Genomic DNA, 23,984 nt, shown 5'->3' with positions numbered 1-23,984 from the left:
GGGCTATCGGTCAGAGAAGCGGTAAGAGAATCAGTCAGGGCGTCAGAGGCGAGTAAGACGCGGTAAAAGGGCTGGAACAGGCTGAAATGCCGTTGCCCGGCCGGCGGATGGCGCCTTGGCGGACAAGACAGGCAAGGGGGCCGGAGGGCGCCCCCGGCGGGACAAAAGCCGTGCACGATTGCGAGGGGCAGCGCGGGGTGCACACGACGCTTCGGAAGAAAGCGTGCGCTGGCCAACCCGACCACCCCAATACCGCCCCGGCAGCTTGTGGCTGCCCTCGCCCGATGCGCGGATGGCGCACGTAGCGGCCTGCCGGCGCGGTCTACCCGCGGGCGCCGCCGCAGCGGCGGCTAAAAAGCTATAATTTAGCGGATTTTGACCAACTTCCGCAATGCGCAATCGGCCAGGAGGCGGGTCGCGAAGCGGGTGACAAGGCGGGCTGCAAAGCCGTTCGCGCCGAGTCCGGCGTCGGCACAGGATATGCGCCCCCTCGCTTGCGCACCCGACCTGCCCTTACCCCGGAACCCCGTTTTGAAACTACACCAGGACTCCAGCGCCGCGCTGAACACCGTGACCGGTTACGGCGCCGACTACGTCGAAGTGAACCTCGAACGCCATATGGGCAGCATCATCGTGATGCCCGAATCGCCGGTCACCCCCTGGCCGGTGCAGGCGTTCGACGCCCTCACGCCCGAACTCTTCGAGATGCTTCTCCCGCTGAACCCCGAAGTGGTCGTATTCGGCAGCGGAGAGCGGCTGCGCTTCCCGCATCCGCGCCTGACTGCGGCGCTCGCCGCGAAGCGTATCGGCGTCGAGGCGATGGACTTCAAGGCCGCCTGCCGCACCTACAACATTCTCATGGCCGAAGGCCGCCGCGTGGCGGCCGCGCTTCTGATCGAAAGCTGACGCGCCTTAAGCTTGCCATCAGGTCGCCGCGCAGCGGCGTAGTACACTTGCGCGCCGCGTGTGAAGCGCGCGCCGGACCTGGCCCGCATGCCGCGCGCGGCCAATGCGCGCTCCGCACCTCGACCGCAACGACTGCAACAAGAACAGGCTGAAACCCATGAACGATACGCCATCGAGGCTACCGCTCAACCGCAGCGCGATCCTGCTCCTGATCCTCGCCCTCGCCGTGATCTGGTTCCTGCCGCTCGGCTGGCGCCACCTGCTGCCGAGCGACGAAGGCCGCTACGCCGAAATGGCGCGCGAAATGCTCGCGAGCGGCGACTGGATCACGCCGCGCTACAACGGCTACAAGTACTTCGAAAAGCCCCCGCTGCAAACCTGGATGAACGCGCTCACGTTCGCGTGGTTCGGCATCGGCGAGTGGCAGGCGCGTCTCTACACGGCGCTCACCGGCTTCGCGGGCGTATTGGTGATCGGCTTCACCGGCGCGCGCGTATTCAACGCCGCCACGGGCTTCTTCGCCGCGGTCGTGCTCGCCTGCGCGCCGTACTGGAACCTGATGGGCCACTTCAACACGCTAGACATGGGCCTCGCGTTCTGGATGCAGCTCACGCTGTGCGCGCTGCTGCTCGCGCAGCGCCCGAACCTGCCCACGACGCACGCGCGCCTGTGGATGTGGGTGTGCTGGGCCGCCATGGCGATGGCGGTGCTGTCCAAGGGCCTCGTCGGCCTGATCCTGCCGGGCGCCGTGCTGGTGCTCTATACGGCGGTCTCGCGCGACTGGGCGCTCTGGAAGCGCCTCTATCTCGTGAGCGGCCTGATCGTGTTCTTCGCGATCGTCTCGCCGTGGTTCATCCTCGTGCAGCAGCGCAACCCCGAGTTCTTCAACTTCTTCTTCATCGTCCAGCAGTTCCAGCGCTATCTCACGCCCGCGCAGAACCGCCCCGGCCCGTTTTACTACTTCGTGCCGGTCATGCTGGTAGGCTTCCTGCCGTGGCTTTCGGTGAGCGTGCAGAGTGTGCGCCATGCGGTGCGCGCGCCGCGTCAGCCCAACGGTTTCTCGCCCGTCATGCTGATGCTCGTGTGGACGGTGTTCATTTTCCTGTTCTTCAGCGCCTCGCACTCGAAGCTCGTTTCCTACGTTCTGCCGATCGCGCCGCCCATCGCGCTCATCATCGGCATGTATCTGCCGGTCATGACGCGCGCCCAGTGGAACAGGCACCTCGCGGGCTACGCGCTGTTCGCCGTCGTGCTGATGGCGGCTTCGTTCGTGCTCACGCGGCTTGGCGACGCGCGCAATCCGAACGCGCTCTACCGGGCGTTCCAGGTATGGGTGTTCGCCGCGGCCGCGGTCGCCTTCGTCGTCACCATGGCCGGCCTGCGCCTGAACCGCGCGAAGCGCACACCCGAAACCGGCGCGCGCGTGCCGGCGGTTGCGCTCGGCACCGCGTGGCTGCTGCTCGCGACCATTGCGGGCACGGGCCACGACGTGTTCGGCACGCTGAGTTCCGGCGCGCCGCTCGCGCCCGCGGTGCGCGCCGCGATTGCGAAGCTGCCGCCCGACACGCCGTTCTACTCGGTGGGCGTGCTCGACCACACCATGCCCTTCTACGTGCGCCATACGATGACGATGGTCGAGGTCACCGACGAGCTGGCCTTCGGCATCTCCGAGGAGCCACAAAAATGGGTGCCGACCATTGCCGACTGGGAGGCGCGCTGGAAGTCCGACCGCTATGCGCTCGCGCTGATTCCGGTGAAGCGCTACGAAGAACTGGCCGCGCAAGGCCTGCCGATGCAGGTGATCGCCCGCGACGCGCGGCGCGTGATCGTTGAAAAGCCGCAATCCTGAGCGCTTGCTGGCCCCCCTCCCTGGCCCCGATTGACGCATGGGCGATAATTGGCCGGGCCGCGCAGGCACGAGCCGGCGCGGCCCGGCCGGCGAGGCTCCCCCTGCGCGGCGCGGCCTGGCTCCCGCCCCAACCCGATAATCCGTTGAACCACCCTTTCCGATGAATCCGATTTCCCTCATCTGCATCCTCGCCGGCGTCGGCCTCAACGCGTGTGCGCAACTGTTGCTGAAAGCGGGTGTCAATGCCGTTGGACACTTCGAATTCAGCCGTGCGAACATCTTGCCCATTGGCCTGAAGCTCGCGACACAAGTGCCGATTCTCGGCGGCCTCACCTGCTACGTATTCAGCGTGGTCGTGTGGATCGTCGGGCTCTCGCGCGTGGACGTCTCGATCGCCTACCCGATGCTCTCGCTCGGCTACGTGGTCAACGCGTTCGCGGCGTGGTATCTGTTCGGCGAGGTGCTGAGCGTGCAGCGGCTCGTGGGTATCGGCATCATCCTGATCGGCGTGTTCGTGCTGGCGCGCAGCTAACGCGCCGCGGCGCGCGCGATTGTGGCGCGCGTGGCGAGACCGCTTGCAGCGCAGCGTATTGCGCCCATATAAGCATTTCGTAAGATGCGCCGCGGCAGCCCTGCTGCCCGGCCCCACTTTCTGACGAGCAAAGAGCAAGGCACTCATGACCCAGTCATCCCCGCAGTCGACCCTTCCGTTCCTGCCGTTCGTGCGCCCCGAAATCGACGAGGAAACCATCCAGGGCGTCGCCGACGTGCTGCGCTCGGGCTGGATCACGACCGGCCCGCAGAACCAGGCGTTCGAGGCGGCGCTCTCCGAATACTGCGGCGGCCGTCCCGTGCGCACCTTCAACTCGGGCACGGCGACGCTCGAAGTCGGTTTGCGCATTGCCGGCGTGGGTCCCGGCGACGAAGTCATCACCACGCCCGCCTCATGGGTCGCGACCAGCAATGTGGTCTATGAAGTCGGGGCGACGCCGGTGTTCGCCGACATCGATCCCGTCACGCGCAACATCGACCTCGACAAGCTCGAAGCCGCCATCACGCCGAAGACCAAAGCCATCATCCCGGTCTATCTCTCGGGCCTGCCCGTCGACATGGACCGGCTCTACGCGATCGCCCGCCAGCACAAGCTGCGCGTGATCGAGGACGCCGCACAGGCGTTCGGCTCGACCTGGAACGGCAAGCGCATCGGCGCGATCGGCGACATCGTCTCGTTCAGCTTCCACGCCAACAAGAACCTCACGTCGATCGAAGGCGGCGCGCTCGTCCTCAACGACGAAGCCGAGGCCGTGCTCGCGCAGAAGTACCGCCTCCAGGGCATTACGCGCACGGGCTTCGACGGTATGGACTGCGACGTCCTTGGCGGCAAGTACAATCTCACAGATGTGGCGGCGCGTGTCGGGCTCGGCCAGCTCAAGCACATCGAGCGCTTCATCCGGCAGCGCCGCGAGCTTGCGCGGGCTTACTTCGCGGGCTTCGAAGGCGGCGCGGCGGTTAAGCTCGGTGTCGGCCTGCCGCTCGCCGATTTCGCCAACAGCAACTGGCACATGTTCCAGATCACGCTGCCGCTCGACAAGCTCGCGATCGACCGCGCCGGTTTCATGGGCGAACTCAAGGAGCGCGGGATTGGCTCGGGCGTGCATTACCCGGCCATCCACCTCTTCACGCTCTACCGCGAACGTGGTTTCAGGGCGGGCATGTTCCCGCACGCGGAGCGCTTCGGCGCGAGCACGGTCACGCTGCCGCTCTTCACGCAGATGAGCGAAGCCGACGTGGCGCGCGTGTGCAGTGCAGTGAATGAGATTTGCACAAAGTTTGCCAGGTAACTGGCAAAACAGGCAGTAACGGAAGTCGGGGACTGGATGGAGCCGCCCTGACGGGCATGGGACCAGAATAAGCGCTAAAGCGCCAACGCTGGTCGCCACAGGGGAAACGCAGGCGGACGGCGCAGCGCACGCGCCGCCGATTTGCGCATGCAGCAAACCGAAGCATCCAATAACGGAATCGACGCACACATGAGTCAAACGGAACAAGTCACCTTGACCCCGGACACGCCGGAAGTCTCGGTCATCATTCCGGTCTACAACGAGGAAGCTGGCCTTCCCGCGCTGTTCGCGCGCCTGTATCCGGCGCTCGACAAGCTCGGCACCTCGTACGAAGTGATCTTCATCAACGACGGCAGCCGCGACCGCTCGGCCGCGATGCTCGCGGAGCAGTTCCGCGCGCGGCCCGATACCACGCGCGCGATCCTGCTCAACGGCAACTACGGCCAGCACATGGCGATTCTCGCGGGCTTCGAGCAGGCCCGCGGCGAGATCGTCATCACGCTCGACGCCGACCTGCAAAATCCGCCCGAGGAAATCGGCAAGCTCGTCGAGAAGATGCGCGAGGGCTACGACTACGTCGGCACCATCCGCAAGCAGCGACAGGACAGCCTCTGGCGGCGCAAGGCTTCGCAGGTGATGAACCGTCTGCGCGAGCGCATCACGCGCATCAAGATGACCGACCAGGGCTGCATGCTGCGCGCGTACAACCGCCGCATCATCGACACGATCAACCGCTGCGGCGAAATCAACACCTTCATTCCGGCGCTCGCCTACACGTTCTCGCAGAACCCGGTCGAGGTGGAGGTCGCGCACGAGGAGCGCTTCGCGGGCGAATCGAAGTACTCGCTCTACAGCCTCATTCGCCTGAATTTCGACCTCGTGACGGGCTTCTCCGTCGTGCCGCTGCAGTGGCTCTCGTTCATCGGCGTGATCCTCTCGCTCGGCTCGGCAGGCCTGTTCCTGCTGCTGCTGATTCGCCGCTTCATCCTCGGCGCGGAAGTGCAAGGTGTGTTCACGCTCTTCGCCATCACGTTCTTCCTGCTCGGCGTGATCATCTTCGCGCTCGGTCTGCTCGGCGAGTACATCGGCCGCATCTACCAGCAGGTGCGCGCGCGTCCGCGTTACCTGATCCAGACGATCCTCGAGGAGCGCAATGGCCGCGCCGTCGCCGATACGCCGCGCCAGGATTTCATGCAGGCCGCCGCATTCGCGCAGCCGGCTGAACCCGCGCGAGCGGCAGGTGCTGCTGCACGGCCCGCGACCACGAACCCGGCCAACGAAGGAGCCGGCCAATGAAACCGCGCGCCGTAGTCTTCGCGTATCACAACGTGGGCGTACGCTGTCTGCAGGTATTGCTCGCGGGCGGCGTCGACGTTGCACTCGTCGTCACGCATGAAGACAGCCCGACTGAAAACATCTGGTTCGGCAGCGTGAAGTCGGTGGCCGGGGAGCATGGCATCGAGGTCGTCACGCCCGCCGACCCGAAGAGCGCCGAACTGCGTGCGGCCGTTTCCGCGGCGCGCCCGGACTTCATCTTCTCGTTCTACTACCGGCACATGCTGCCCGTGGACCTGCTCGCGCTCGCAGGGCGCGGCGCGTACAACGTGCACGGCTCGCTGCTGCCGAAATACCGCGGCCGCGTGCCCACGAACTGGGCCGTGCTCAACGGCGAAACCGAAACGGGCGCCACGCTGCACGAAATGGCCGCGAAGCCCGACGCGGGCGCGATCGTCGCGCAAACCCCGGTGCCGATCCTGCCCGACGACACCGCCGCGCAAGTCTTCGACAAGGTGACGGTCGCCGCCGAGCAGACGCTCTGGCGCGTGCTGCCCGCGCTGATCGCGGGCGAGGCACCGCATCTGCCGAACGATCTCACCCGGGGCAGCTACTACGGCGGGCGCAAGCCCGAGGACGGCCGCATCGATTTCGGCGAAAGCGCGCAGCACGTGTACAACCTGATCCGCGCCGTCGCGCCGCCCTATCCGGGCGCGTTCACCGACATCGGCAACGCGCGTTTCGTGATTGCCCGCGCGCGTCTCGTGCGCCCCGGCTCGCAAGACGCCGAAAGGGTCCGCCCCCTCGCCGGATTGCCCGCCGGCATCCACGTAAGCGATAATGCGCTTTTCGCCGTCTGCGGCGACGCACGCGCCATCGCGATCCACGAACTGCGGCATGCGCATGACGGTCAGGAGACCGTCATCAGCCCCGCCGCGTTCTCCGAACTCATTTCATCTGTCCCCCGTCCATGACCAAAAAAGTTCTGATCCTGGGTGTGAACGGCTTTATCGGCCACCACCTCTCCAAACGCATCCTCGAAGCCACGAACTGGGAAGTGTTCGGCATGGACATGCAGACGGATCGCCTCGGCGACCTCGTCAAGCATGAGCGGATGCACTTCTTCGAAGGCGACATCACGATCAACAAGGAGTGGGTTGAGTACCACGTCAAGAAGTGCGACGTGATCCTGCCGCTGGTCGCCATCGCGACGCCCGCCACCTACGTGCAGCAGCCGCTGCGCGTGTTCGAACTCGACTTCGAAGCGAACCTGCCGATCGTGCGTTCGGCCGTGAAGTACCGCAAGCACCTCGTCTTCCCGTCGACGTCGGAAGTCTATGGCATGTGCCCGGACGAGCAGTTCGACCCGGACGCCTCGGCGCTGACCTACGGCCCGATCAACAAGCCGCGCTGGATCTACGCGTGCTCGAAGCAGCTCATGGACCGCGTGATCTGGGGCTATGGCATGGAAGGCCTGAATTTCACGCTGTTCCGTCCGTTCAACTGGATCGGCCCTGGCCTCGACTCGATCTACACGCCGAAGGAAGGTTCGTCGCGCGTCGTGACGCAGTTCCTCGGCCATATCGTGCGCGGCGAGAACATCAGCCTCGTGGATGGCGGCGCGCAAAAGCGTGCGTTCACCGACATCGACGACGGCATCGAAGCGCTCATGAAGATCATCGAGAACAAGGACGGCGTCGCCACGGGCAAGATCTACAACATCGGCAACCCGACCAACAACTTCTCGGTGCGCGAACTCGCACACAAGATGCTCGCGCTCGCCGCCGAATTCCCGGAATACGCGGAAATGGCGAAGAAGGTGCAGCTCGTCGAAACGTCGTCGGGCGCGTACTACGGCGCGGGCTATCAGGACGTGCAGAACCGCGTGCCGAAGATCGACAACACGAAGCAGGAACTCGGCTGGGCGCCGAAGTCGACCTTCGACGAAGCGCTGCGCAAGATCTTCGAAGCGTACCGCGGCCACGTGGCCGAAGCGCGTGCGCTCGTCGAGCAACATTAAGCGCTAGAGAAAGGACTTCGCCACTTGGCCCGCATCGTCCTGAAAATCGATGTCGACACGCTGCGCGGCACGCGCGAAGGCGTGCCGAATCTTGCGCGCATCTTCGACCGCTACAAGGCGCGCGCCACGTTCCTGTTCAGCCTCGGCCCCGATCACACGGGCTGGGCGCTGCGCCGCGTGCTGCGGCCGGGCTTTCTCAAGAAGGTTTCGCGCACGTCGGTGGTCGAGCACTACGGCGTGAAGCAGCTGATGTACGGCGTGCTGCTGCCGGGCCCCGACATCGGCGTGGAAGCCGCGGCGGAAATGCGCGCGATCCACGAAGCCGGCTTCGAGTGCGGCATCCATACGTGGGATCACGTGTACTGGCAGGACAACGTGCGCAAGCGCGACGCACAGTGGACCGCGCGCCAGATGCAGAAGAGCCACGACCGCTTCACGCGCATCTTCGGCACGCCGCCCGTCACGCACGGCGCGGCGGGCTGGCAGATGAACGAGGCCGCCTTCGAGCAGATCGACACGTGGGGCATGCGCTACGCCTCCGACGGGCGCGGTCATTCGCCCTACCGTCCGGTGGTGGCTGGCCGCACGCTGAATCACGTGCAAATGCCCACCACGCTGCCCACGCTCGACGAGGTGCTCGGCGTCGATGGCGTCGATACCGATACGGTCGCGGCATGGATGCTCAAGCGTACCGAAAACAACCCGCACGACCAGGTCTTCACGCTGCACGCCGAACTCGAAGGCCAGAAGCTCGCACCGGTGTTCGAGCAGCTGCTCGCCGGCTGGCGCGCGCAAGGCCACACGTTTGCCACGATGGGCGACTACCATGCGACGCTGGACCCGGATTCGCTGCCATCGTACCCTGTCACCTGGGGCGAGATCGCCGGCCGCTCCGGCCAGCTGATCGTTCAGCCCGACTGAATCCGCCGCCTGCGCGCCGCTCAGTGCCTGCCAGGACCCTCGCCCGCGCAACGCCCCCGCCGCGGGCGACACGCCGTCCCGGCGGAACGGCACCGTGCGCAGCGGCAATGCCAGCCAATAACAAAGGGAGAGCCACGTGCCTGACGTGACCATCGCAGTCGACCACCCCATTCCGGACTTCACCGCCCCCGCTACCGGCGGCGACTTCACGCTGTCGAGCTTGAAGGGCAGCAAGGTGGTGCTGTACTTCTATCCGAAAGACAACACGCCGGGCTGCACGACCGAAGGCCTGCAGTTCCGCGATCTCTATCCGAAGTTCAAAAAGGCCGGCGCGCAGATCGTCGGCGTGTCGCGCGACAGCGTGCGCTCGCACGATAACTTCAAGGCCAAGCTCGAACTGCCGTATACCTTGGTATCGGATGCCGACGAAGCGCTGTGCACGCTCTTCGACGTCATCAAATTGAAGAAAATGTATGGCAAACAGGTACGAGGGATCGAACGCTCGACCTTCCTGATCGACGCGACCGGCGTGCTACGCCAGGAGTGGCGCGGCATCAAGGTCCCGGGCCACGTCGACGAAGTTCTGGAGGCTGTACAAGCGCTTTGAGGAGCGTTATATTGGGCTGCAATGAGTGCCTGTCCAACCCTTTTTACGTCGCGTTGCGGCGGTTTCGCAGCCGGTCATGGAATGACCGGAAATGCGTATCCGAGGCAACGGGACAACACCGAAGTGAAGCCGCTTGCCTCGTCATCCGGGGCGGCGGCTTTTTTGTTTGTTCCATGCTGTTCTCTCCCGCTTTTCTCCCCGTTCGTGCCGGCTTTGCGACCCGGCGCGCGCAAACGTCAAGGAGCTGATCGAAAACCAGGCGAACCGGCATTTTCTGACCTGAGCGCGCACCTTGCGCAGTAACGGCGGAGGCCTACCCGGCACCCGCACGCACCGCCCGAAAGCGCGCCTTACTGGGTAACCCCGCGACCACTCGACCCGATTTTTTCGAGGGACACCATGCCTTTGCCTACTCCCCCCAGCAAGCTCGGCAACCTCCTGCCGCCCGAAGAATACAAGGCGCGTGCCCGCACGACGCGCAGCACACGCAAGGCCGCGAGCGAGAACGACGCGGCCGACGTTGCAGAATACGGCCCCGGCAGTGTCGCCGAGCCGATGACGCTGGCCGCCAACGCCGCAACCACCTTGCGCACGGTGCCGCTTTCGAGCGCCAGCGCCGAACTGGCTGCGCTCGAACCGGTCGCCCCGGCGCCCGCGCGCAACAGGCGCAACAACAACAAGCAAGTCACGGCCGCGCTGCTGCAGCCTCTCGAGGCCCGCACCGGCGCCGACGACACGCCCGTTGCGCGCGGCGGCAAACCCGCCTCGGCAAAAGCCTCCGGCGGCGCCGCTGCGCCCGCCACGCGCGCCGGGGCGAAAAAACGCGTGCATCCCGAAGAGAGCACCGAAGTCCAGAAGCTCTTCGTACTCGACACGAATGTGCTGATGCACGACCCGACCTGCCTGTTCCGTTTCGAGGAACACGACGTCTATCTGCCGATGATGACGTTGGAAGAACTCGACAACCACAAGAAGGGCATGTCAGAAGTCGCGCGCAACGCGCGCCAGGTGAGCCGCACGCTCGACCAGCTGGTCGCCAATGCGGGCCCGATCTCGGAAGGCATTTCGCTTGGCCGCCTCGGCAGCCGCGAGGCGCTTGGGCGCCTGTACTTCCAGACCACGCTCACGCATATCGATCCGGTCGACGGCCTGCCCCAGGGCAAAGCCGATAACCAGATCCTCGGCGTGGTGCGCGCGCTGCAGCGTGACCGGCCTGACCGCCTCGTCGTGCTGGTGTCGAAAGACATCAACATGCGCATCAAGGCCCATGCGCTCGGCCTGCCCGCGGAAGACTACTTCAACGACCAGGTTCTCGAAGACAAGGACCTGCTCTACTCGGGCGTGCGCGCCCTCCAGCAGGACTTCTGGTCGAAGCACGCCAAGGGCATGGAGTCCTGGCAGGACACCAAGACCGGCACGACCTATTACCGCGTGACGGGTCCCGAGTGCCTCTCGATGCTCGTGAACGAGTTCGTCTATCTCGAGCCGCAGAACGGCGAACCGGCTTTCCACGCGATCGTGCGCGAGCTCAACGGCAAGACGGCGCTCCTGCAGACGCTGCGCGACTATGGCCACCACAAGAACAACGTGTGGGGCATCACGGCGCGCAACCGCGAGCAGAACTTCGCGCTGAACCTGCTGATGAACCCGGAGATCGACTTCGTCACGCTGCTCGGTCAGGCCGGCACGGGCAAGACGCTCGTCGCGCTCGCGGCGGGCCTCGCGCAAGTACTCGACGAGAAACGCTACAACGAGATCATCGTCACGCGCGCGACCGTGCCGGTTGGCGAGGACATCGGTTTCCTGCCGGGCACCGAAGAGGAAAAGATGCAGCCGTGGATGGGCGCCTTCGACGACAACCTCGAAGTCCTCCAGAAAACCGACGACGCCGCCGGCGAATGGGGGCGCGCGGCGACCCAGGAGTTGATCCGCTCGCGCCTGAAGGTCAAGAGCATGAACTTCATGCGCGGCCGCACGTTCGTGGACAAGTATCTGATCATCGACGAGGCGCAGAACCTCACGCCGAAGCAGATGAAGACGCTCGTTACGCGCGCGGGTCCGGGCACGAAGATCGTGTGTCTCGGCAATATCGCGCAGATCGACACGCCGTATCTGACCGAAGGCAGTTCCGGCCTCACCTACGTGGTGGATCGCTTCAAGGGCTGGGCGCACAGCGGCCACGTGACGCTCGCACGCGGCGAACGCTCGCGGCTTGCCGATTACGCGTCCGATATCCTGTAATCCATTCGCTGGGCGCCGCCTTTCGAGGGCGCCCACGCACATGGCGAGGACCGTATCCGGGGAACCAGATATGGTCCTTTTTTATTGCCCGCGCGTCCCACAAGCACAACAGTTGGCGCACGAACTTCAAGTAAGTTGTGAAGAATTCTTGCGAAAGCGCTGACGGGCGGGCTACCATCCGCCCATGACCCGTTTTCCCAATGGCGCACGCGTCGCGCGCGCCACATCCGCTTCATGCGTCGACTCTGGCTTCCGCTTCTGATCGCAGTCCTGCTTGCCGCGTGCTCCAGCGCGCCGCAAAAGGTATCGCGCAGCGGTTCGTCTTCCAGCGAAAACGCGTGGCGCACCAAGCCGCCGGGCTTTCCCAATTTCGTCGACCACAGCGTGGGCCGCGAGGAAATCTCGATCCAGGCGATGGGGCTCGTCGGCATTCCGTATCGCTGGGGCGGCAATACGCCCGATAGCGGCTTTGATTGCAGCGGTCTCGTCAAATACGTGCTTGCGCGCTCGGCCTCGGTGGACTTGCCCCGCACCACGGCCGAAATGAGCACGCGCGGGGAAACGATCGAGCCCGACGAGATTGCCGCCGGCGATCTCATCTTCTTCAATACGACGGGGCGGCCGCATTCGCACGTCGGGATCTACGTCGGCAACCTGCGCTTCGTTAACGCGCCTTCGACCGGCGGCACGGTGCGACTCGACTATCTGACCAACCCCTACTGGGCGAAGCGCTTCGACGGGATTCGCCGCATGGCGGCGCCCAAGCGCACGCCTTTCGAGACGCCGACCTGGGAAGCGTCTGCGCCGGCTGAACGCGTGCCTGGCGCGAACGCCGCGCCACCGGCGGCCGCAATGGCGAGCGTCGCGCCGGCTGCGGCGGCGCAGCCCGCGCCGCGAGCCGTGGCCGCGAGCCAGAACCGCATCGTCGCCGCGCCGCAACCGGCCTATGCGGCAACGCCGGCCAACACGCCGACGGCTTCCACGGCCGCCGTCGCCCCGACCGACGCGTTCGAGCCGCCGCCCGCCTCGCTCGGCGCGGCGCAGACGCAGGCACGCGACGCGGGCGCGCTCGCACCCGCGGTTGCGCCCGGCAACGACACACCTGCCTACGCTGCCAGCCCCGCCGCCAGCGCCCCGCGCGACGCCATCAACGCCGCCGCCGACGCCTTCGAGCCCCCGCCGCCGACGGCAAGCGCAGCGGCGCGCCAGGCCGGCCAGGTGGGCTCGACGCCGATCCAGGCGGCGTCGCCGGCCGCGGGTGGCGCGCAGGTCATACGCGCCTCGACAGCCGGCCCGGCCTCGCCGGCCCCGACCCGGTCCAGCGACGACCCCATCGCGCGCTTTGCCAACAGCGGCGACTGAAGCGGCCCCGCCGCGGCGCTGAGCGGCACGTTGCCCCTGGCCGCACGGCTAAGCATGCTTGCAGCGGTTTGCGGCGCCCCGCGCCTCTGCTATCGTTTTGGGACCGTTTTTCATACTTTCGCGCAGCGAGGCGACGATGGATCTTGGACTCAGCAAGAAGGTGGTACTCGTGACGGGCGGCAGCAAGGGCATTGGCCTTGCCTGCGCGCGCGCCTTTGCGCAGGAAGGCGCCCGCGTGGCGATCGTCTCGCGCGACCCCGCCAATCTCGCGCGCGCTCGCGAGCAGCTCGCGAGCGAAGGCCTGCATGTGCACCTCACGCGCGCGGACCTGCACGAAGCGCATAGCGCGGCCGACGTCGTCGAAGAAGTCTCCACCGCGGTCGGCCCCATCGACATCCTCATCAACAGCGCGGGCGCGGCGCGCCGCTACGACCCGGAAACGCTCGATGCGGACGCGTTCAGGGCCACGATGGAGGCGAAATACTTCCCCTACATTTACCCGCAGCAGGAGGTGCTGCGGCGCATGGTGCAGCGGATCAAGTCGGGCGAGAGCATGGAGCCCGGGGCCATCGTCAATATCATCGGCATGGGCGGCAAGTTCGCGAGCGACATCCATATCGCGGGCGGCGCGGCCAACGCGGCGTTGATGCTCGCGACCGTGGGCCTCGCGCACTACCACGCGCGCTACGGCATCCGCATCAACGCGATCAACCCCGGCGCCACGCTTACGGAGCGCCTGCAGGAGGCCGTTCAGCTGGAAGCGCAACGCACGGGCGTCGGCGCGCAGGAGGCGTTGGCGAGCGGCGAATCGAAGGTGCCGCTCGGGCGCTACGCGAAGCCTGAGGAAATTGCCGATGTCGCGCTCTTCCTCGCGAGCCGCCGCGCGAGCTACGTCACGGGCGCGCTCATTCCGATGGATGGGGCCAGCACGCCGCTGATCTGAAGCGCCCGTTAGCGCGCGGGCGAGGCCTCAAAGGCACTGCGGCGCCCGAAGGCGCCGCAGCTTTTACATGAAGCGGTGACCGAGCCACCACGCGGCCGCGGCCAGCGTGGCCGAGGCCGGTATGGTCAGCACCCAGGCCCAGACGATGTTGCCCGCCACGCCCCAGCGCACCGCGCTGAGCTTCTGCGTCGCGCCAACGCCGACAATCGCGCCGGTGATCGTGTGCGTGGTCGAAACGGGAATGCCCAGCGACGAAGCCGTGAAAAGCGTGAGCGCCCCGCCCGCCTCCGCGCAGAAACCGCCCACCGGCTTGAGCTTGGTGATCTTCTGCCCCATCGTGCGCACGATGCGCCAGCCGCCGAACAGCGTGCCGAGACCCATCGACAGATAGCAGCCGCCGATCACCCAGATGGGCGGCGCGTCCGAACCGATCGCCGAGTAGCCCGTTGCGATCAGCAGCATCCAGATGATGCCGATGGTCTTCTGCGCGTCGTTGCCGCCGTGGCCGAGGCTATAGAGGCCAGCGGAAAGCAGCTGCAGGCGCCTGAAGCGCCGGTCGACCTTGCTTGGCGGCGTGCGGAAGTACAGCCACGACACCGTGAGCATGAAGAACGAACCAAGGATGAAACCGAGCAGCGGCGAGATGAAGATGAACGCCACGGTCTTCATGAGGCCGTCGAAGTTGAGCGAGGCCCAGCCCGACTTCGCGAGCGCCGCGCCCACGAGGCCGCCGATCAGTGCGTGCGACGAACTCGACGGAATGCCGTAGTACCAGGTGAGCACGTTCCAGCCGATCGCGCCCATCAGCGCACCGAACACCACGTAGTGGTCGACGATATCGGGGTCGATGGTGCCCTTGCCTACCGTCTGCGCCACCTTCAGGTGGAACACGAAATAGGCGATCACGTTGAACATGGCGGCAAATGCCACCGCCTGCTGCGGCTTCAGAACACCCGTGGACACGACCGTGGCGATGGAATTCGCCGCGTCGTGAAAACCGTTCATGAAGTCGAACACGAGAGCGATGGCGACCAGCGTCGCGACCGCCCAGAGAGCGAGTTGTATCGATTGCATCGCAGTCCGCTCAGGCGTTCTCTAGCACGATGCCTTCGATGATGTTCGCGACATCCTCGCACTTGTCCGTGATCGCTTCGAGCAGCTCGTAGATCGCCTTCAGCTTGATCAGGTTCTTGACGTCGTCTTCCTCGCGGAAGAGCTTCGAAATGGCCCCGCGCAGCAAGCGGTCGGCGTCGGATTCGAGGCGGTCGATGTCTTCGCAGGCCTGCAGGATCTCGCGCGCCTGCTTCATGTCGGAGAGCAGCCCCACCGCCAGCTGCACGCGCTCGGCCGTGGCCGTCACCACGTGCGCCAGCTGGCTCGCCTCGGCCGTCACGGCTTGCACGTCGTAGAGCGAAATGGCCGTGGCGACGTCCTCCATGAGGTCGAGGCAGTCGTCCATCGTCGTGATCAGCTTGTGGATCTCGTCGCGGTCGAGCGGCGTGATGAAGGTCTTGTGCAGCAGGTCGATCGCCTCGTGCGTGAGCTTGTCAGCGGCCTTTTCGGAGGCCTGCACGTTTTGCTTGTGGATCTCGGCGTCGGCGAGGTTATCGATCAGGAGTTCGAGTTCGCGGCTCGCGGAAACGATGCATTTCGCATGCGCATTGAAAATTTCGAAGAACTTGCCCTCGGTGGGCATGAATCGACCGAACATTGGTATCCCGGAAATTGGTCTCGGATTGCCGTCACGAAACGGTGACTTCGCGGTCACTTCGCGGCAATCGGGCGGCAAAATAAGCGACAGAGATGACTGTCATAAAACGGCAACATTGTATCGCCAGGCGAGAGCTGCCGCATGGATCGGCAGCCGCCAACGCGGCATTTGCGCCACTTTGGCGCAAGCCGCGCAACGATTTGCGTTATTCGGCGTAGAAGGTCTGCGCCCCGGCAAAATTATCGAACTTCGTGTATTGGCCGTGGAACGTGAGTCGAACGGGTCCGATCGGACCGTTACGCTGCTTGCCGATGATGATTTCGGCCGTGCCCTTGTCGGGACTGTCGGGGTTGTAGACTTCGTCGCGATAGATGAACAGGATGACGTCCGCGTCCTGTTCGATTGCGCCCGATTCACGCAGGTCCGACATCACCGGCCGCTTGTTCGGACGCTGCTCCAGACCGCGGTTCAACTGCGACAGCGCGATCACCGGGACGTCCAGTTCCTTCGCCAGGCTCTTGAGCGAGCGCGAAATTTCCGAAATTTCGGTCGCGCGGTTTTCGCCCGTGGACGAGCCGCTCATGAGCTGCAGGTAGTCGATGATGATGAGCCCGAGCTTGCCGCACTGGCGCGACAGACGCCGCGCGCGCGAGCGCAATTCCATCGGGTTCAGGCCGCCGGTTTCGTCGATGAAGATCTGCGCCTCGCTCATTTTCTGCACGGCGTGCGTGAGCTTCGGCCAATCCTCGTCGGTGAGGCGCCCCGTACGCATGCGGTGCTGATCCAGACGGCCAACCGAGCCGAGCATACGCATGATGAGCTGCGTGCCCGGCATTTCCATGGAGAACACCGCCACCGGCAGGCCGTACTCCACGGCCACGTACTCGCCGACGTTCATCGAGAACGCGGTCTTACCCATCGAGGGGCGCCCTGCCACGATGATCAGCTCGCCGCCATGCATGCCCGACGTCATGCGGTCGAGGTCCATGAAGCCCGTGGGCGTGCCCGTCACGTCGCTCGGATTGGCCGTGTGATAGAGCGTGTCGATGCGCTCCACGACCTGCGTGAGCAACGGCCCGATCTCGAGAAAGCCCTGGGTGCCGCGCGCGCCGTCCTCGGCGATCGAGAACACCTTCGACTCGGCCTCGTCGAGCAGCTGCCGCACTTCCTTGCCCTGCGGGTTGAAGGCGTCGGCGGAAATTTCGTCGGCGACGGAAACGAGCCGGCGCAGCACCGCACGGTCACGCACGATTTCCGCGTAGCGGCGAATGTTCGCGGCGCTCGGCGTGTTCTGCGCGAGCGCGTTCAGGTACGCGAGGCCGCCCACGTCATCCGCTTTGCCCGAGGTGCCGAGCGCCTCGTACACCGTCACCACGTCGGCCGGGCGCGTGGCGGCGATCAGCCGGCCAATGTGCTCGAAGATGATGCGGTGGTCGTAGCGATAGAAGTCGCTTTGCGAGAGGAAGTCGGCAATCCGGTCCCAGGCCGCGTTATCCAGCAGCAGGCCGCCGAGCACCGATTGCTCGGCTTCGATCGAATGCGGCGGGACTTTCAGCGAGTCGAGTTGGGGATCTTTCGGAGCGTTCATGGAGGGCAATTATCGGACATGGGGGTGCCTCGAACAAGCTTGAAAACTTGCAACGAGCGGAGCGTCCAGGCAGCGCACAACAAAAAAGGCAGAAGCCCTGCGGCTCCTGCCCTTCCTGAGTCTTGCGTCAAACCGCGCGGCCCGCGAGGGCCGCACGTGGGTACTTAGGCGTGCTCGCCCAGCACCGACACCGTGACGTCGACGAGGACGTCGGTGTGCAGCGCAACGTGCACCGGGTGGTCGCCCACCATCTTCAGCGGGCCTTCCGGCAGACGCACTTGCGCCTTTTCCACTGCGAAGCCTTGCTTCGTGAGCGCAACGGCGATGTCCGCGTTCGTGACCGAACCGAACAGGCGGCCGTCCACGCCGGCCTTCTGGCCGATCTGGACGGTCAGGCCGTTGAGCTTTTCGCCTTCGGCTTGCGCGGCTGCCAGCTTTTCAGCGGCGACCTTTTCGAGTTCTGCGCGGCGGACTTCGAATTCAGCGATTGCGTCCTTCGTAGCACGGCGTGCCTTCTTGTTCGGGATCAGGAAGTTACGTGCGTAACCGTCCTTCACCTTGACGATGTCGCCGAGGTTACCCAGGTTGACGACTTTTTCCAGAAGAATGATCTGCATTCTATTGCTCCTTATCGCGTCGTCTTGTTAGGCCTTGTGCTGGTCGGTGTACGGCATCAGCGCGAGGAAACGCGCGCGCTTGATAGCCGTGTCCAGCTGACGCTGATAGTGGGCCTTCGTACCCGTCAGACGAGCCGGCGTGATCTTGCCGTTTTCGCCGATGAAGTCCTTCAGCGTGTCGAGGTCCTTGTAGTCGATTTGTTCGACGTTTGCAGCCGTGAAGCGGCAGAACTTCTTGCGCTTGAAGAGCGGGTTTTGTTGCTGACGACGCTTGTCGAATTTCTTACCAGTCGGGCGGGGCATGATTAGTCCTTTCCTGTGCCTTGCATTTCGGTGATGTGAAACACCAGGGTTCGCGCATTGCGGTGCTTTTTCGCCAGAAAACCGGTGAAGAGCGCTTCCACGCCCATCTCACAGCTTTCCACGAGACCGCAGGCCTTGCCGGCCGCCACCGCGGGCATCGTGAGCTCGACGAAGCGGGGAATGCCGGCTTCGACGACCTCTGTGCGGTGCTGCAACGTGACACTTGCGATCGGAACGCCGGCGGGGGTGTACCGCACCGGTTCGCGTTCGACGACGCTAGCCGTAAGCTGCAGCCTGTTCACGGGGCTAACTCAGGCAATGAGCTTGAATCCTGATGGCTTGTGTACTTAAGCCTGCGCTTCGGTCGGCTGGGCAGCCGCCTTCTTGGCTTCTTCGCGCTGCACTTCCTTCATCATCGGCGACGGGCCGGTTTCGGCCTTCTTCATCTTGACGATGAGGTGACGCAGAACAGCGTCGTTGAACTTGAACGCGTGTTCCAGTTCGTCGAGCGTGGTCTGGTCGCATTCGATGTTCATGCAGACGTAGTGAGCCTTCGCGAGTTTCTCGATCATGTAGGCCAGTTGACGACGGCCCCAGTCTTCGATGCGGTGGATCTGACCACCGTGCGAGGTGATCGTGCCCTTGTAGCGCTCGATCATGGCGGGAACTTGCTCGCTCTGATCGGGGTGCACGATAAAGACGATTTCGTAATGACGCATGTATCACTCCTTGTGCTTACTTGTGGATATAAGCCACCCGGGCGTCGGAACCGGTGTGGCAAGTGAGAAGCCGAAGATTGTAGCGCGGATGGGCTACGCACGCAAGACAGATCGTGCGTTGGGGCGATGAATCGGGCGTGTTTTCAATGACTTGCGCGGCGAGAAGCGCCCGGAGCGCTCCTCGCCGCGCTCGTGTGAGACGACGGCCTAGCTGCCTGCCGCCTCGCTCGCGCCCGCCGCGAGCCTCGCGTCGAGCGCCGCGCGCAGGCCGTCGAGCGCGTCCGCGCCGGCGTCGCTCACCGCCCACCAGGTCATGCCCGCCGCCTGCCAGCGCCGGAGCGCGTAGCCTTCGCTCGAACCCGGCGGCGCGATGCCCGAGACGGCCGGTCCGCTCGCGCCCGGCGGGAACACATAGACGTCGATCACATGCTTGCCATAGTGATAGACCAGCACGGCAACCCGTTCGCGCCCCACATAATCGAGACGTCCGCCCGCCAGCGCGAAGCCCTGCTGCGCCAGATCGAAGACAGGTGGCGCGTAGTTGATGCGACCGTTGAACCACGGTTTCACGGTATGGCGGTCCGTCGAGATCACGTCGATATCGCGGCCCGAAATCTGGGCCCGCACGTGGCTCGACACGAGATCGTCGACGAAGGCCGTCTCAGCGGCCGGGCGGCGTAGATGCAACGTGGCGATCACAGCCAGCGCACAAAGGATCAGCACCGCGCAGCCGAACCACGCGAACGTGGCCGCGCGCGGACCCGCGTTCACGGACGCAGCGCCCCAGCCATGCCCGCCCACATCGCCTCGCTCCCGGCGTCCACTGCCCGGCCACCAGTTGCGCACCCACTCGCGCCAGCCTCCCGAGTCACGCACGGGGGTTGGCGAAGGCGCTGCCTTCGCAGGCGGCACGTCCGTCGCCGGCAATGCCGCGACGATACGCGCAGCCAGCCCAGCCGGCGCACGGTGGTATGACGCGGAGCGGATCATTTGAGAGATGGCCTGCACGTCGTCGGCGACATGGCGGCACGTCTCGCACCCCGCGAGATGCTCGCGCACACGCCATTCGTCGGCGGCAGAGAGTTCGCGGTCGACGCTCGCGTCGACCAGCGGGCGCGCTTCGTTACAGTTCATCGGGCGCCTCCGTCGTTCGGCCTTCGGTGTGAGAGCGAGGGCGCAACGGCGCTCCGCCGTCGGCGGCCGGCTCCTCGCGGAACCGACCGCCGCCCCCCCCGCCGGATGGTCTCCTGGCTTGATTACTTCCCCCGACTCCTGCCCTGTCGTCCGCGCAGCCGTGGGCGCGGACAACCGAATCGTTTGCAGTCTCATTGACTGCACTACCCGTCGCTGCCCGGTCGCGCTCGCCGCCGCGGTACGCCGCCAGCAGCGTCGCCAACCGTCGGCGGCCACGTGCGAGCCTCGACATCACGGTGCCGACCGGAAGATCGGCGATCGCCGCGATCTCGCGGTAGCCCAGCTCCTCCAGCTCGCGCAGCACCAGCACCTCCCGATACTCTACGGGCAGGCGCCTGAGCGCTTCGTGCACGTTGCGGGCGTCTTCGGCGCGGATCGCGAGCGTCTCGGGATCGACGCCGCCCGTTTCCCAGCCTTCGAGCGGCGCGTCGTCGCGCAACTCGTCGAACGGCGCCACCTCTTCCGCGCCCGCGCGCCGCCGCCATTCGTCGTACCAGACGCGCCGCACGATCGCGAGCAGCCAGGGGCGGGCCTCGTCGCCGCGAAACGCGTCGAAGAAGCGGAACGCGCGCAGAAACGCCTCCTGGACGATATCTTCCGCGTCGCCCGGGTTGCGCGAGAGCCAGCGCGCGAGGTTGTAGGCCGCATCGAGATGCGGCAGCGCCAGCGCCTGAAAGCGGCGGCTGCGCCCGGCCTCATCCTGCTCGTACGCGGTTTCGCCCACGTCGTCCCCTCGCCTCTTCATTTGGCTTGCGCGACCGTGGCCGCATACAGGCACTACCGAAGCTCGGGCCAGTTTATTCCCGCTCTGTGCACACGAAAACGAAAAATAATTCGAAGTGCGCAATTACGCGCCGGTCCAGTACCCCGGCCGCGCGTAGACCTCCTTGAGATAGTCGATGAAGTAGCGCACGCGCGCCGGCACGTAGCGCTGCTGCGGATACACCGCGAGGATGTCGTAATCGGGCAGCGCGTATTCGTCGAGCACCGTTTCGAGTTCGCCGCGCGCGAGCTGGGCGTCGATCTCCCAGGTCGAACGCCAGCCGAGGCCGAGGCTCTCGGTCACCCAGCGGTGCAGCAGCTCGCCGTCGTTGCAGTCGAGCGTGCCGCCCACGCGCACGGTGACGAGCTTGCCGCCGCGGCTGAAGTACCAGCCGCGGTTCTGGCCGCCCTGCAGGTTGAACGCGAGGCAGTTGTGGTTCGGCAAATCTTCGAGCGTTTTCGGCCGCCCGTGCTTGCGGAAATACTCGGGCGTGCCGCACACGACGCGCCGGTTCGTGGCGAGCTTCACGGCGACGAAGTTCGGGTCCACCGCGCCGCCGATGCGAATCGACAGGTCGTAGCCCTCGCGCACCAGATCGACCACGCGGTCGGTGAGGTTGAACGACACCTGGAGTTCTGGCTTGTCGGCGAGAAACTCGGGCGCGAGCGGCGCGACGTGCTTGCGCCCGAACGCCGCCGGCGCCGAAACGATCAGATGTCCGCTCACCACCTGGCGCCCGGCGGACAGCTCGTTTTCGGCCTGATCCCAGTCGGCGAGCAGGCCGCGGCAGCGTTCGAGAAAGGCCGCGCCCTCCTCGCTCACCACGAGCCGCCGCGTAGAACGGTAAATGAGCTTCACGCCGAGGCGCTTTTCCAGCGCGTCAATACGCCGCCCGAGGATCACCGGCGAGACGCCTTCCTCGAGCGCCGCCGCCGCGAGGCTGCCCGCTTCTGCGACGCGTACGAAGGTTTCGATCTGCTTGAAGCGGTCCATTGCTTGTCTCCTGTGTCGGCAGCACTTGGCGCTTCAGCGCTTAGTGATGCCCCATGCCGCACGCCGCAGGCCCCGGCGCGGCCGGAAGCCCCGCCTCACGGACATTCCATACTTTTTGTTTCGGAATAAACGACCTGGACTGATCTTATCAAACCTTTCCTGCGCCCCTAAAGTGGGCCTCAACACATCGCCATTCCTCGCATACGAGACATTCAGGAGACAATCATGGCCAAAATGAGAGCCGTCGACGCCGCCGTTCTGGTGCTCGAGAAAGAAGGCATCGATACCGCTTTCGGCGTGCCGGGCGCCGCCATCAATCCGTTCTATTCGGCGATGAAAAAGGCCGGCGGCATCACGCACGTGCTGGCGCGCCACGTCGAAGGCGCCTCGCACATGGCCGAGGGCTTTACGCGCGCCACGCCGGGCAACATCGGCGTGTGTATCGGCACCTCGGGCCCCGCGGGCACTGACATGATCACAGGCCTCTACTCGGCCCAGGCCGATTCGATTCCGATCCTCGCGATCACGGGCCAGGCGCCGCGCGCCCGCCTCTACAAGGAAGACTTCCAGGCCATCGACATCGAGTCGATCGCCAAGCCCGTCACCAAGTGGGCCGTCACCGTACGCGAGCCGGCGCTCGTGCCGCGTGTGTTCCAGCAGGCGTTCCATCTGATGCGCTCGGGCCGTCCGGGTCCGGTGCTGGTCGATCTGCCGATCGACGTGCAGCTCGCCGAAATCGAGTTCGACATCGACACGTATGAGCCGCTGCCGGTCTACAAGCCGCGCGCGACGCGCAAGCAGATCGAAGCCGCGCTCGAACTGCTCAACGCGAGCGACAAGCCGCTGATCGTCTCGGGCGGCGGCGTGCTCAACGCAGCAGCCGAAGACCTGCTCGTGCAGTTCGCCGAAACGGTGGGCGTGCCCGTGATCCCGACGCTCATGTCGTGGGGCGCGATTGCCGACGACCATCCGCTCATGGCCGGCATGGTCGGTCTGCAGACCTCGCACCGCTACGGTAACGCCACGATGCTCGCCTCCGACTTCGTGCTCGGCATCGGCAACCGCTGGGCCAACCGCCATACGGGCAGCGTCGAGGTGTACACGAAGGGCCGCAAGTTCGTGCACGTCGATATCGAACCGACGCAGATCGGCCGCGTGTTCGGCCCGGATCTCGGCATCGTCTCGGACGCGAAGGCCGCGCTCGAACTGTTCGTCGAAATCGCGCAGGAATGGAAGGCCGCGGGCAAGCTGAAGGATCGCGGCGCGTGGGTGGCCGACTGCCAGCAACGCAAGCGCACGATGCTTCGCAAGACGCACTTCGAGAACACGCCGATCAAGCCGCAACGCGTGTACGAAGAGATGAACAAGGCGTTTGGCCGCGACACCTGCTACGTGAGCACCATCGGCCTTTCGCAGATCGCCGGCGCGCAGTTCCTGCACGTGTACAAGGCGCGTAACTGGATCAACTGCGGCCAGGCAGGCCCGCTCGGCTGGACGATTCCCGCCGCGCTCGGTGTGCGCGCAGCCGATCCGACGCGTCCCATCGTGGCGCTCTCGGGCGACTACGACTTCCAGTTCATGATCGAAGAGCTGGCCGTGGGCGCGCAGTTCAAACTGCCGTACGTGCACGTGGTCGTGAACAACTCGTATCTCGGCCTGATCCGCCAGGCGCAGCGCGCGTTCGACATGGACTTCTGCGTGCAGCTCGCGTTCGAGAACATCAACGCGCCTGAAGTGAACGGCTATGGCGTCGATCACGTCACGGTCGCCGAAGGCCTCGGCTGCAAGGCGCTGCGCGTGTTCAAGCCGGAAGAGATCGCCCCGGCGCTCAAGCAGGCCCAGGCGCTCGCCGCCGAGCACAGCGTGCCGGTCGTCGTCGAAGTGATTCTCGAGCGCGTGACCAACATCTCGATGGGCGCTGAAATCGACGCGATCAACGAGTTCGAGGAACTGGCCGAAAAGCCCGAGCACGCGCCGACTGCCATCAGCGCGCTGAATGCCCTCGACTGAGCGTATTCGACCACGCATCACCGCAGCATTGGCAGCGCACACGGCATCGGCGCGCTGCCTGACCGATTTACCGCGTGATTTACCGCGTGACTTCCCGCCTGACTTCCTCTACTGACCGACC

23 protein-coding genes are annotated in these 23,984 nt (G+C 65.3%); 13 read left to right on the top strand and 10 right to left on the bottom strand.

Annotated features, from left to right (window positions below; translation table 11 throughout):
- Positions 1-531 precede the first annotated feature (531 nt).
- The 12 genes from M3I56_RS18305 (at position 532) to M3I56_RS18250 (ending at position 13,965) form a co-directional block, all read left to right on the top strand.
- The gene (locus M3I56_RS18305) at positions 532-906 is read left to right on the top strand and encodes an Mth938-like domain-containing protein (protein WP_254355177.1); all 375 of its coding nucleotides are present in this window, start codon (positions 532-534) and stop codon (positions 904-906) included.
- Between the two features lie 157 nt (positions 907-1,063).
- On the top strand, positions 1,064-2,755 hold the full coding sequence (locus M3I56_RS18300; RefSeq protein WP_254355176.1) for a glycosyltransferase family 39 protein: 1,692 nt from the start codon (positions 1,064-1,066) through the stop codon (positions 2,753-2,755).
- Between the two features lie 160 nt (positions 2,756-2,915).
- Complete coding sequence (locus M3I56_RS18295) at positions 2,916-3,287, top strand: SMR family transporter (protein WP_028204911.1); 372 nt, start codon at positions 2,916-2,918, stop codon at positions 3,285-3,287.
- A gap of 145 nt (positions 3,288-3,432) precedes the next feature.
- Positions 3,433-4,596 (top strand): DegT/DnrJ/EryC1/StrS aminotransferase family protein, encoded by a 1,164-nt coding sequence (locus M3I56_RS18290; RefSeq protein ID WP_254355175.1) that lies wholly within the window; start codon positions 3,433-3,435, stop codon positions 4,594-4,596.
- A gap of 189 nt (positions 4,597-4,785) precedes the next feature.
- Positions 4,786-5,892 (top strand): glycosyltransferase, encoded by a 1,107-nt coding sequence (locus M3I56_RS18285; RefSeq protein ID WP_254355174.1) that lies wholly within the window; start codon positions 4,786-4,788, stop codon positions 5,890-5,892.
- Positions 5,889-6,845 (top strand): formyltransferase, encoded by a 957-nt coding sequence (locus tag M3I56_RS18280; RefSeq protein WP_254355173.1) that lies wholly within the window; start codon positions 5,889-5,891, stop codon positions 6,843-6,845. Before M3I56_RS18285 ends, M3I56_RS18280 begins: the two co-directional genes overlap by 4 nt.
- Complete coding sequence (locus M3I56_RS18275; protein ID WP_254355172.1) at positions 6,842-7,891, top strand: bifunctional UDP-4-keto-pentose/UDP-xylose synthase; 1,050 nt, start codon at positions 6,842-6,844, stop codon at positions 7,889-7,891. The genes M3I56_RS18280 and M3I56_RS18275 overlap by 4 nt, the downstream gene beginning before the upstream one ends.
- A gap of 24 nt (positions 7,892-7,915) precedes the next feature.
- The gene (locus tag M3I56_RS18270) at positions 7,916-8,812 is read left to right on the top strand and encodes a polysaccharide deacetylase family protein (protein WP_028204907.1); all 897 of its coding nucleotides are present in this window, start codon (positions 7,916-7,918) and stop codon (positions 8,810-8,812) included.
- A gap of 145 nt (positions 8,813-8,957) precedes the next feature.
- The gene (locus tag M3I56_RS18265; RefSeq protein ID WP_254355188.1) at positions 8,958-9,419 is read left to right on the top strand and encodes a peroxiredoxin; all 462 of its coding nucleotides are present in this window, start codon (positions 8,958-8,960) and stop codon (positions 9,417-9,419) included.
- Positions 9,420-9,818: 399 nt separating this feature from the next.
- A complete protein-coding gene (locus M3I56_RS18260; protein WP_254355171.1) occupies positions 9,819-11,660 on the top strand; it encodes a PhoH family protein in 1,842 nt (613 codons plus the stop codon).
- A 234-nt stretch (positions 11,661-11,894) separates the two neighbouring features.
- Complete coding sequence (locus M3I56_RS18255; RefSeq protein WP_254355170.1) at positions 11,895-13,022, top strand: C40 family peptidase; 1,128 nt, start codon at positions 11,895-11,897, stop codon at positions 13,020-13,022.
- A 136-nt stretch (positions 13,023-13,158) separates the two neighbouring features.
- Positions 13,159-13,965: an SDR family oxidoreductase gene (locus tag M3I56_RS18250; protein ID WP_254355169.1), complete on the top strand. Its 807-nt coding sequence runs from the start codon at positions 13,159-13,161 to the stop codon at positions 13,963-13,965.
- Positions 13,966-14,028: 63 nt separating this feature from the next.
- On the opposite strand, the gene M3I56_RS18245 is transcribed toward M3I56_RS18250, so the two are convergent.
- The 10 genes from M3I56_RS18245 to M3I56_RS18200 all read right to left on the bottom strand — a co-directional run bounded on the left by M3I56_RS18245 (position 14,029) and on the right by M3I56_RS18200 (position 21,853).
- Complete coding sequence (locus M3I56_RS18245) at positions 14,029-15,039, bottom strand: inorganic phosphate transporter (RefSeq protein ID WP_254355168.1); 1,011 nt, start codon at positions 15,037-15,039, stop codon at positions 14,029-14,031.
- Positions 15,040-15,049: 10 nt separating this feature from the next.
- Positions 15,050-15,676, bottom strand: a complete 627-nt coding sequence (locus M3I56_RS18240; protein WP_028204901.1) for a DUF47 domain-containing protein — start codon at positions 15,674-15,676, stop codon at positions 15,050-15,052.
- A 205-nt stretch (positions 15,677-15,881) separates the two neighbouring features.
- Complete coding sequence (locus M3I56_RS18235) at positions 15,882-17,264, bottom strand: replicative DNA helicase (protein ID WP_254355167.1); 1,383 nt, start codon at positions 17,262-17,264, stop codon at positions 15,882-15,884.
- 164 nt (positions 17,265-17,428) lie between these two features.
- Positions 17,429-17,881, bottom strand: a complete 453-nt coding sequence (gene rplI / locus M3I56_RS18230; RefSeq protein WP_254355166.1) for a 50S ribosomal protein L9 — start codon at positions 17,879-17,881, stop codon at positions 17,429-17,431.
- A gap of 27 nt (positions 17,882-17,908) precedes the next feature.
- Positions 17,909-18,184 (bottom strand): 30S ribosomal protein S18, encoded by a 276-nt coding sequence (gene rpsR, locus M3I56_RS18225; protein ID WP_027797225.1) that lies wholly within the window; start codon positions 18,182-18,184, stop codon positions 17,909-17,911.
- Positions 18,185-18,186: 2 nt separating this feature from the next.
- Positions 18,187-18,486: a primosomal replication protein N gene (priB, locus tag M3I56_RS18220; RefSeq protein ID WP_028204898.1), complete on the bottom strand. Its 300-nt coding sequence runs from the start codon at positions 18,484-18,486 to the stop codon at positions 18,187-18,189.
- A 45-nt stretch (positions 18,487-18,531) separates the two neighbouring features.
- Positions 18,532-18,903, bottom strand: a complete 372-nt coding sequence (gene rpsF / locus M3I56_RS18215; RefSeq protein ID WP_028204897.1) for a 30S ribosomal protein S6 — start codon at positions 18,901-18,903, stop codon at positions 18,532-18,534.
- Positions 18,904-19,110: 207 nt separating this feature from the next.
- Positions 19,111-20,037 carry an anti-sigma factor gene (locus M3I56_RS18210; protein WP_254355165.1) on the bottom strand — a complete coding sequence of 309 codons (927 nt, stop codon included), beginning with the start codon at positions 20,035-20,037 and terminating at the stop codon, positions 19,111-19,113.
- On the bottom strand, positions 20,027-20,842 hold the full coding sequence (locus tag M3I56_RS18205) for an RNA polymerase sigma factor (RefSeq protein WP_302056887.1): 816 nt from the start codon (positions 20,840-20,842) through the stop codon (positions 20,027-20,029). Before M3I56_RS18205 ends, M3I56_RS18210 begins: the two co-directional genes overlap by 11 nt.
- A 102-nt stretch (positions 20,843-20,944) precedes the next feature.
- A complete protein-coding gene (locus M3I56_RS18200) occupies positions 20,945-21,853 on the bottom strand; it encodes a substrate binding domain-containing protein (RefSeq protein WP_028204895.1) in 909 nt (302 codons plus the stop codon).
- A 225-nt stretch (positions 21,854-22,078) separates the two neighbouring features.
- Between M3I56_RS18200 and gcl the strand changes: the two genes are divergently transcribed.
- Positions 22,079-23,863, top strand: coding sequence for a glyoxylate carboligase (gene gcl, locus M3I56_RS18195; protein ID WP_254355163.1), 1,785 nt, complete (start codon positions 22,079-22,081; stop codon positions 23,861-23,863).
- Positions 23,864-23,984 lie beyond the last annotated feature (121 nt).

The sequence above is a fragment of the Paraburkholderia sp. CNPSo 3281 genome (genome assembly GCF_024206515.1).
GTDB classification, from domain to species: Bacteria; Pseudomonadota; Gammaproteobacteria; order Burkholderiales; family Burkholderiaceae; genus Paraburkholderia; species Paraburkholderia nodosa.
The sequence above is the reverse complement of the archived record's forward strand: the minus strand, read 5'-3'. Positions and strand labels throughout refer to the sequence as shown.

Excerpts from the sequence above, each read along its gene's own strand:
- M3I56_RS18300 (WP_254355176.1), top strand. The coding sequence starts at position 1,064 with ATGAACGATACGCCATCGAGGCTACCGCTCAACCGCAGCGCGATCCTG.
- M3I56_RS18295 (WP_028204911.1), top strand. The coding sequence starts at position 2,916 with ATGAATCCGATTTCCCTCATCTGCATCCTCGCCGGCGTCGGCCTCAAC.
- M3I56_RS18290 (WP_254355175.1), top strand. The coding sequence starts at position 3,433 with ATGACCCAGTCATCCCCGCAGTCGACCCTTCCGTTCCTGCCGTTCGTG.
- M3I56_RS18285 (WP_254355174.1), top strand. The coding sequence starts at position 4,786 with ATGAGTCAAACGGAACAAGTCACCTTGACCCCGGACACGCCGGAAGTC.
- M3I56_RS18280 (WP_254355173.1), top strand. The coding sequence starts at position 5,889 with ATGAAACCGCGCGCCGTAGTCTTCGCGTATCACAACGTGGGCGTACGC.
- M3I56_RS18275 (WP_254355172.1), top strand. The coding sequence starts at position 6,842 with ATGACCAAAAAAGTTCTGATCCTGGGTGTGAACGGCTTTATCGGCCAC.
- M3I56_RS18260 (WP_254355171.1), top strand. The coding sequence starts at position 9,819 with ATGCCTTTGCCTACTCCCCCCAGCAAGCTCGGCAACCTCCTGCCGCCC.
- M3I56_RS18255 (WP_254355170.1), top strand. The coding sequence starts at position 11,895 with ATGCGTCGACTCTGGCTTCCGCTTCTGATCGCAGTCCTGCTTGCCGCG.
- M3I56_RS18250 (WP_254355169.1), top strand. The coding sequence starts at position 13,159 with ATGGATCTTGGACTCAGCAAGAAGGTGGTACTCGTGACGGGCGGCAGC.
- M3I56_RS18245 (WP_254355168.1), bottom strand. The coding sequence starts at position 15,039 with ATGCAATCGATACAACTCGCTCTCTGGGCGGTCGCGACGCTGGTCGCC.
- M3I56_RS18240 (WP_028204901.1), bottom strand. The coding sequence starts at position 15,676 with ATGTTCGGTCGATTCATGCCCACCGAGGGCAAGTTCTTCGAAATTTTC.
- M3I56_RS18235 (WP_254355167.1), bottom strand. The coding sequence starts at position 17,264 with ATGAACGCTCCGAAAGATCCCCAACTCGACTCGCTGAAAGTCCCGCCG.
- rplI (WP_254355166.1), bottom strand. The coding sequence starts at position 17,881 with ATGCAGATCATTCTTCTGGAAAAAGTCGTCAACCTGGGTAACCTCGGC.
- rpsR (WP_027797225.1), bottom strand. The coding sequence starts at position 18,184 with ATGCCCCGCCCGACTGGTAAGAAATTCGACAAGCGTCGTCAGCAACAA.
- rpsF (WP_028204897.1), bottom strand. The coding sequence starts at position 18,903 with ATGCGTCATTACGAAATCGTCTTTATCGTGCACCCCGATCAGAGCGAG.
- M3I56_RS18210 (WP_254355165.1), bottom strand. The coding sequence starts at position 20,037 with ATGAACTGTAACGAAGCGCGCCCGCTGGTCGACGCGAGCGTCGACCGC.
- M3I56_RS18205 (WP_302056887.1), bottom strand. The coding sequence starts at position 20,842 with ATGAAGAGGCGAGGGGACGACGTGGGCGAAACCGCGTACGAGCAGGAT.
- M3I56_RS18200 (WP_028204895.1), bottom strand. The coding sequence starts at position 21,853 with ATGGACCGCTTCAAGCAGATCGAAACCTTCGTACGCGTCGCAGAAGCG.
- gcl (WP_254355163.1), top strand. The coding sequence starts at position 22,079 with ATGGCCAAAATGAGAGCCGTCGACGCCGCCGTTCTGGTGCTCGAGAAA.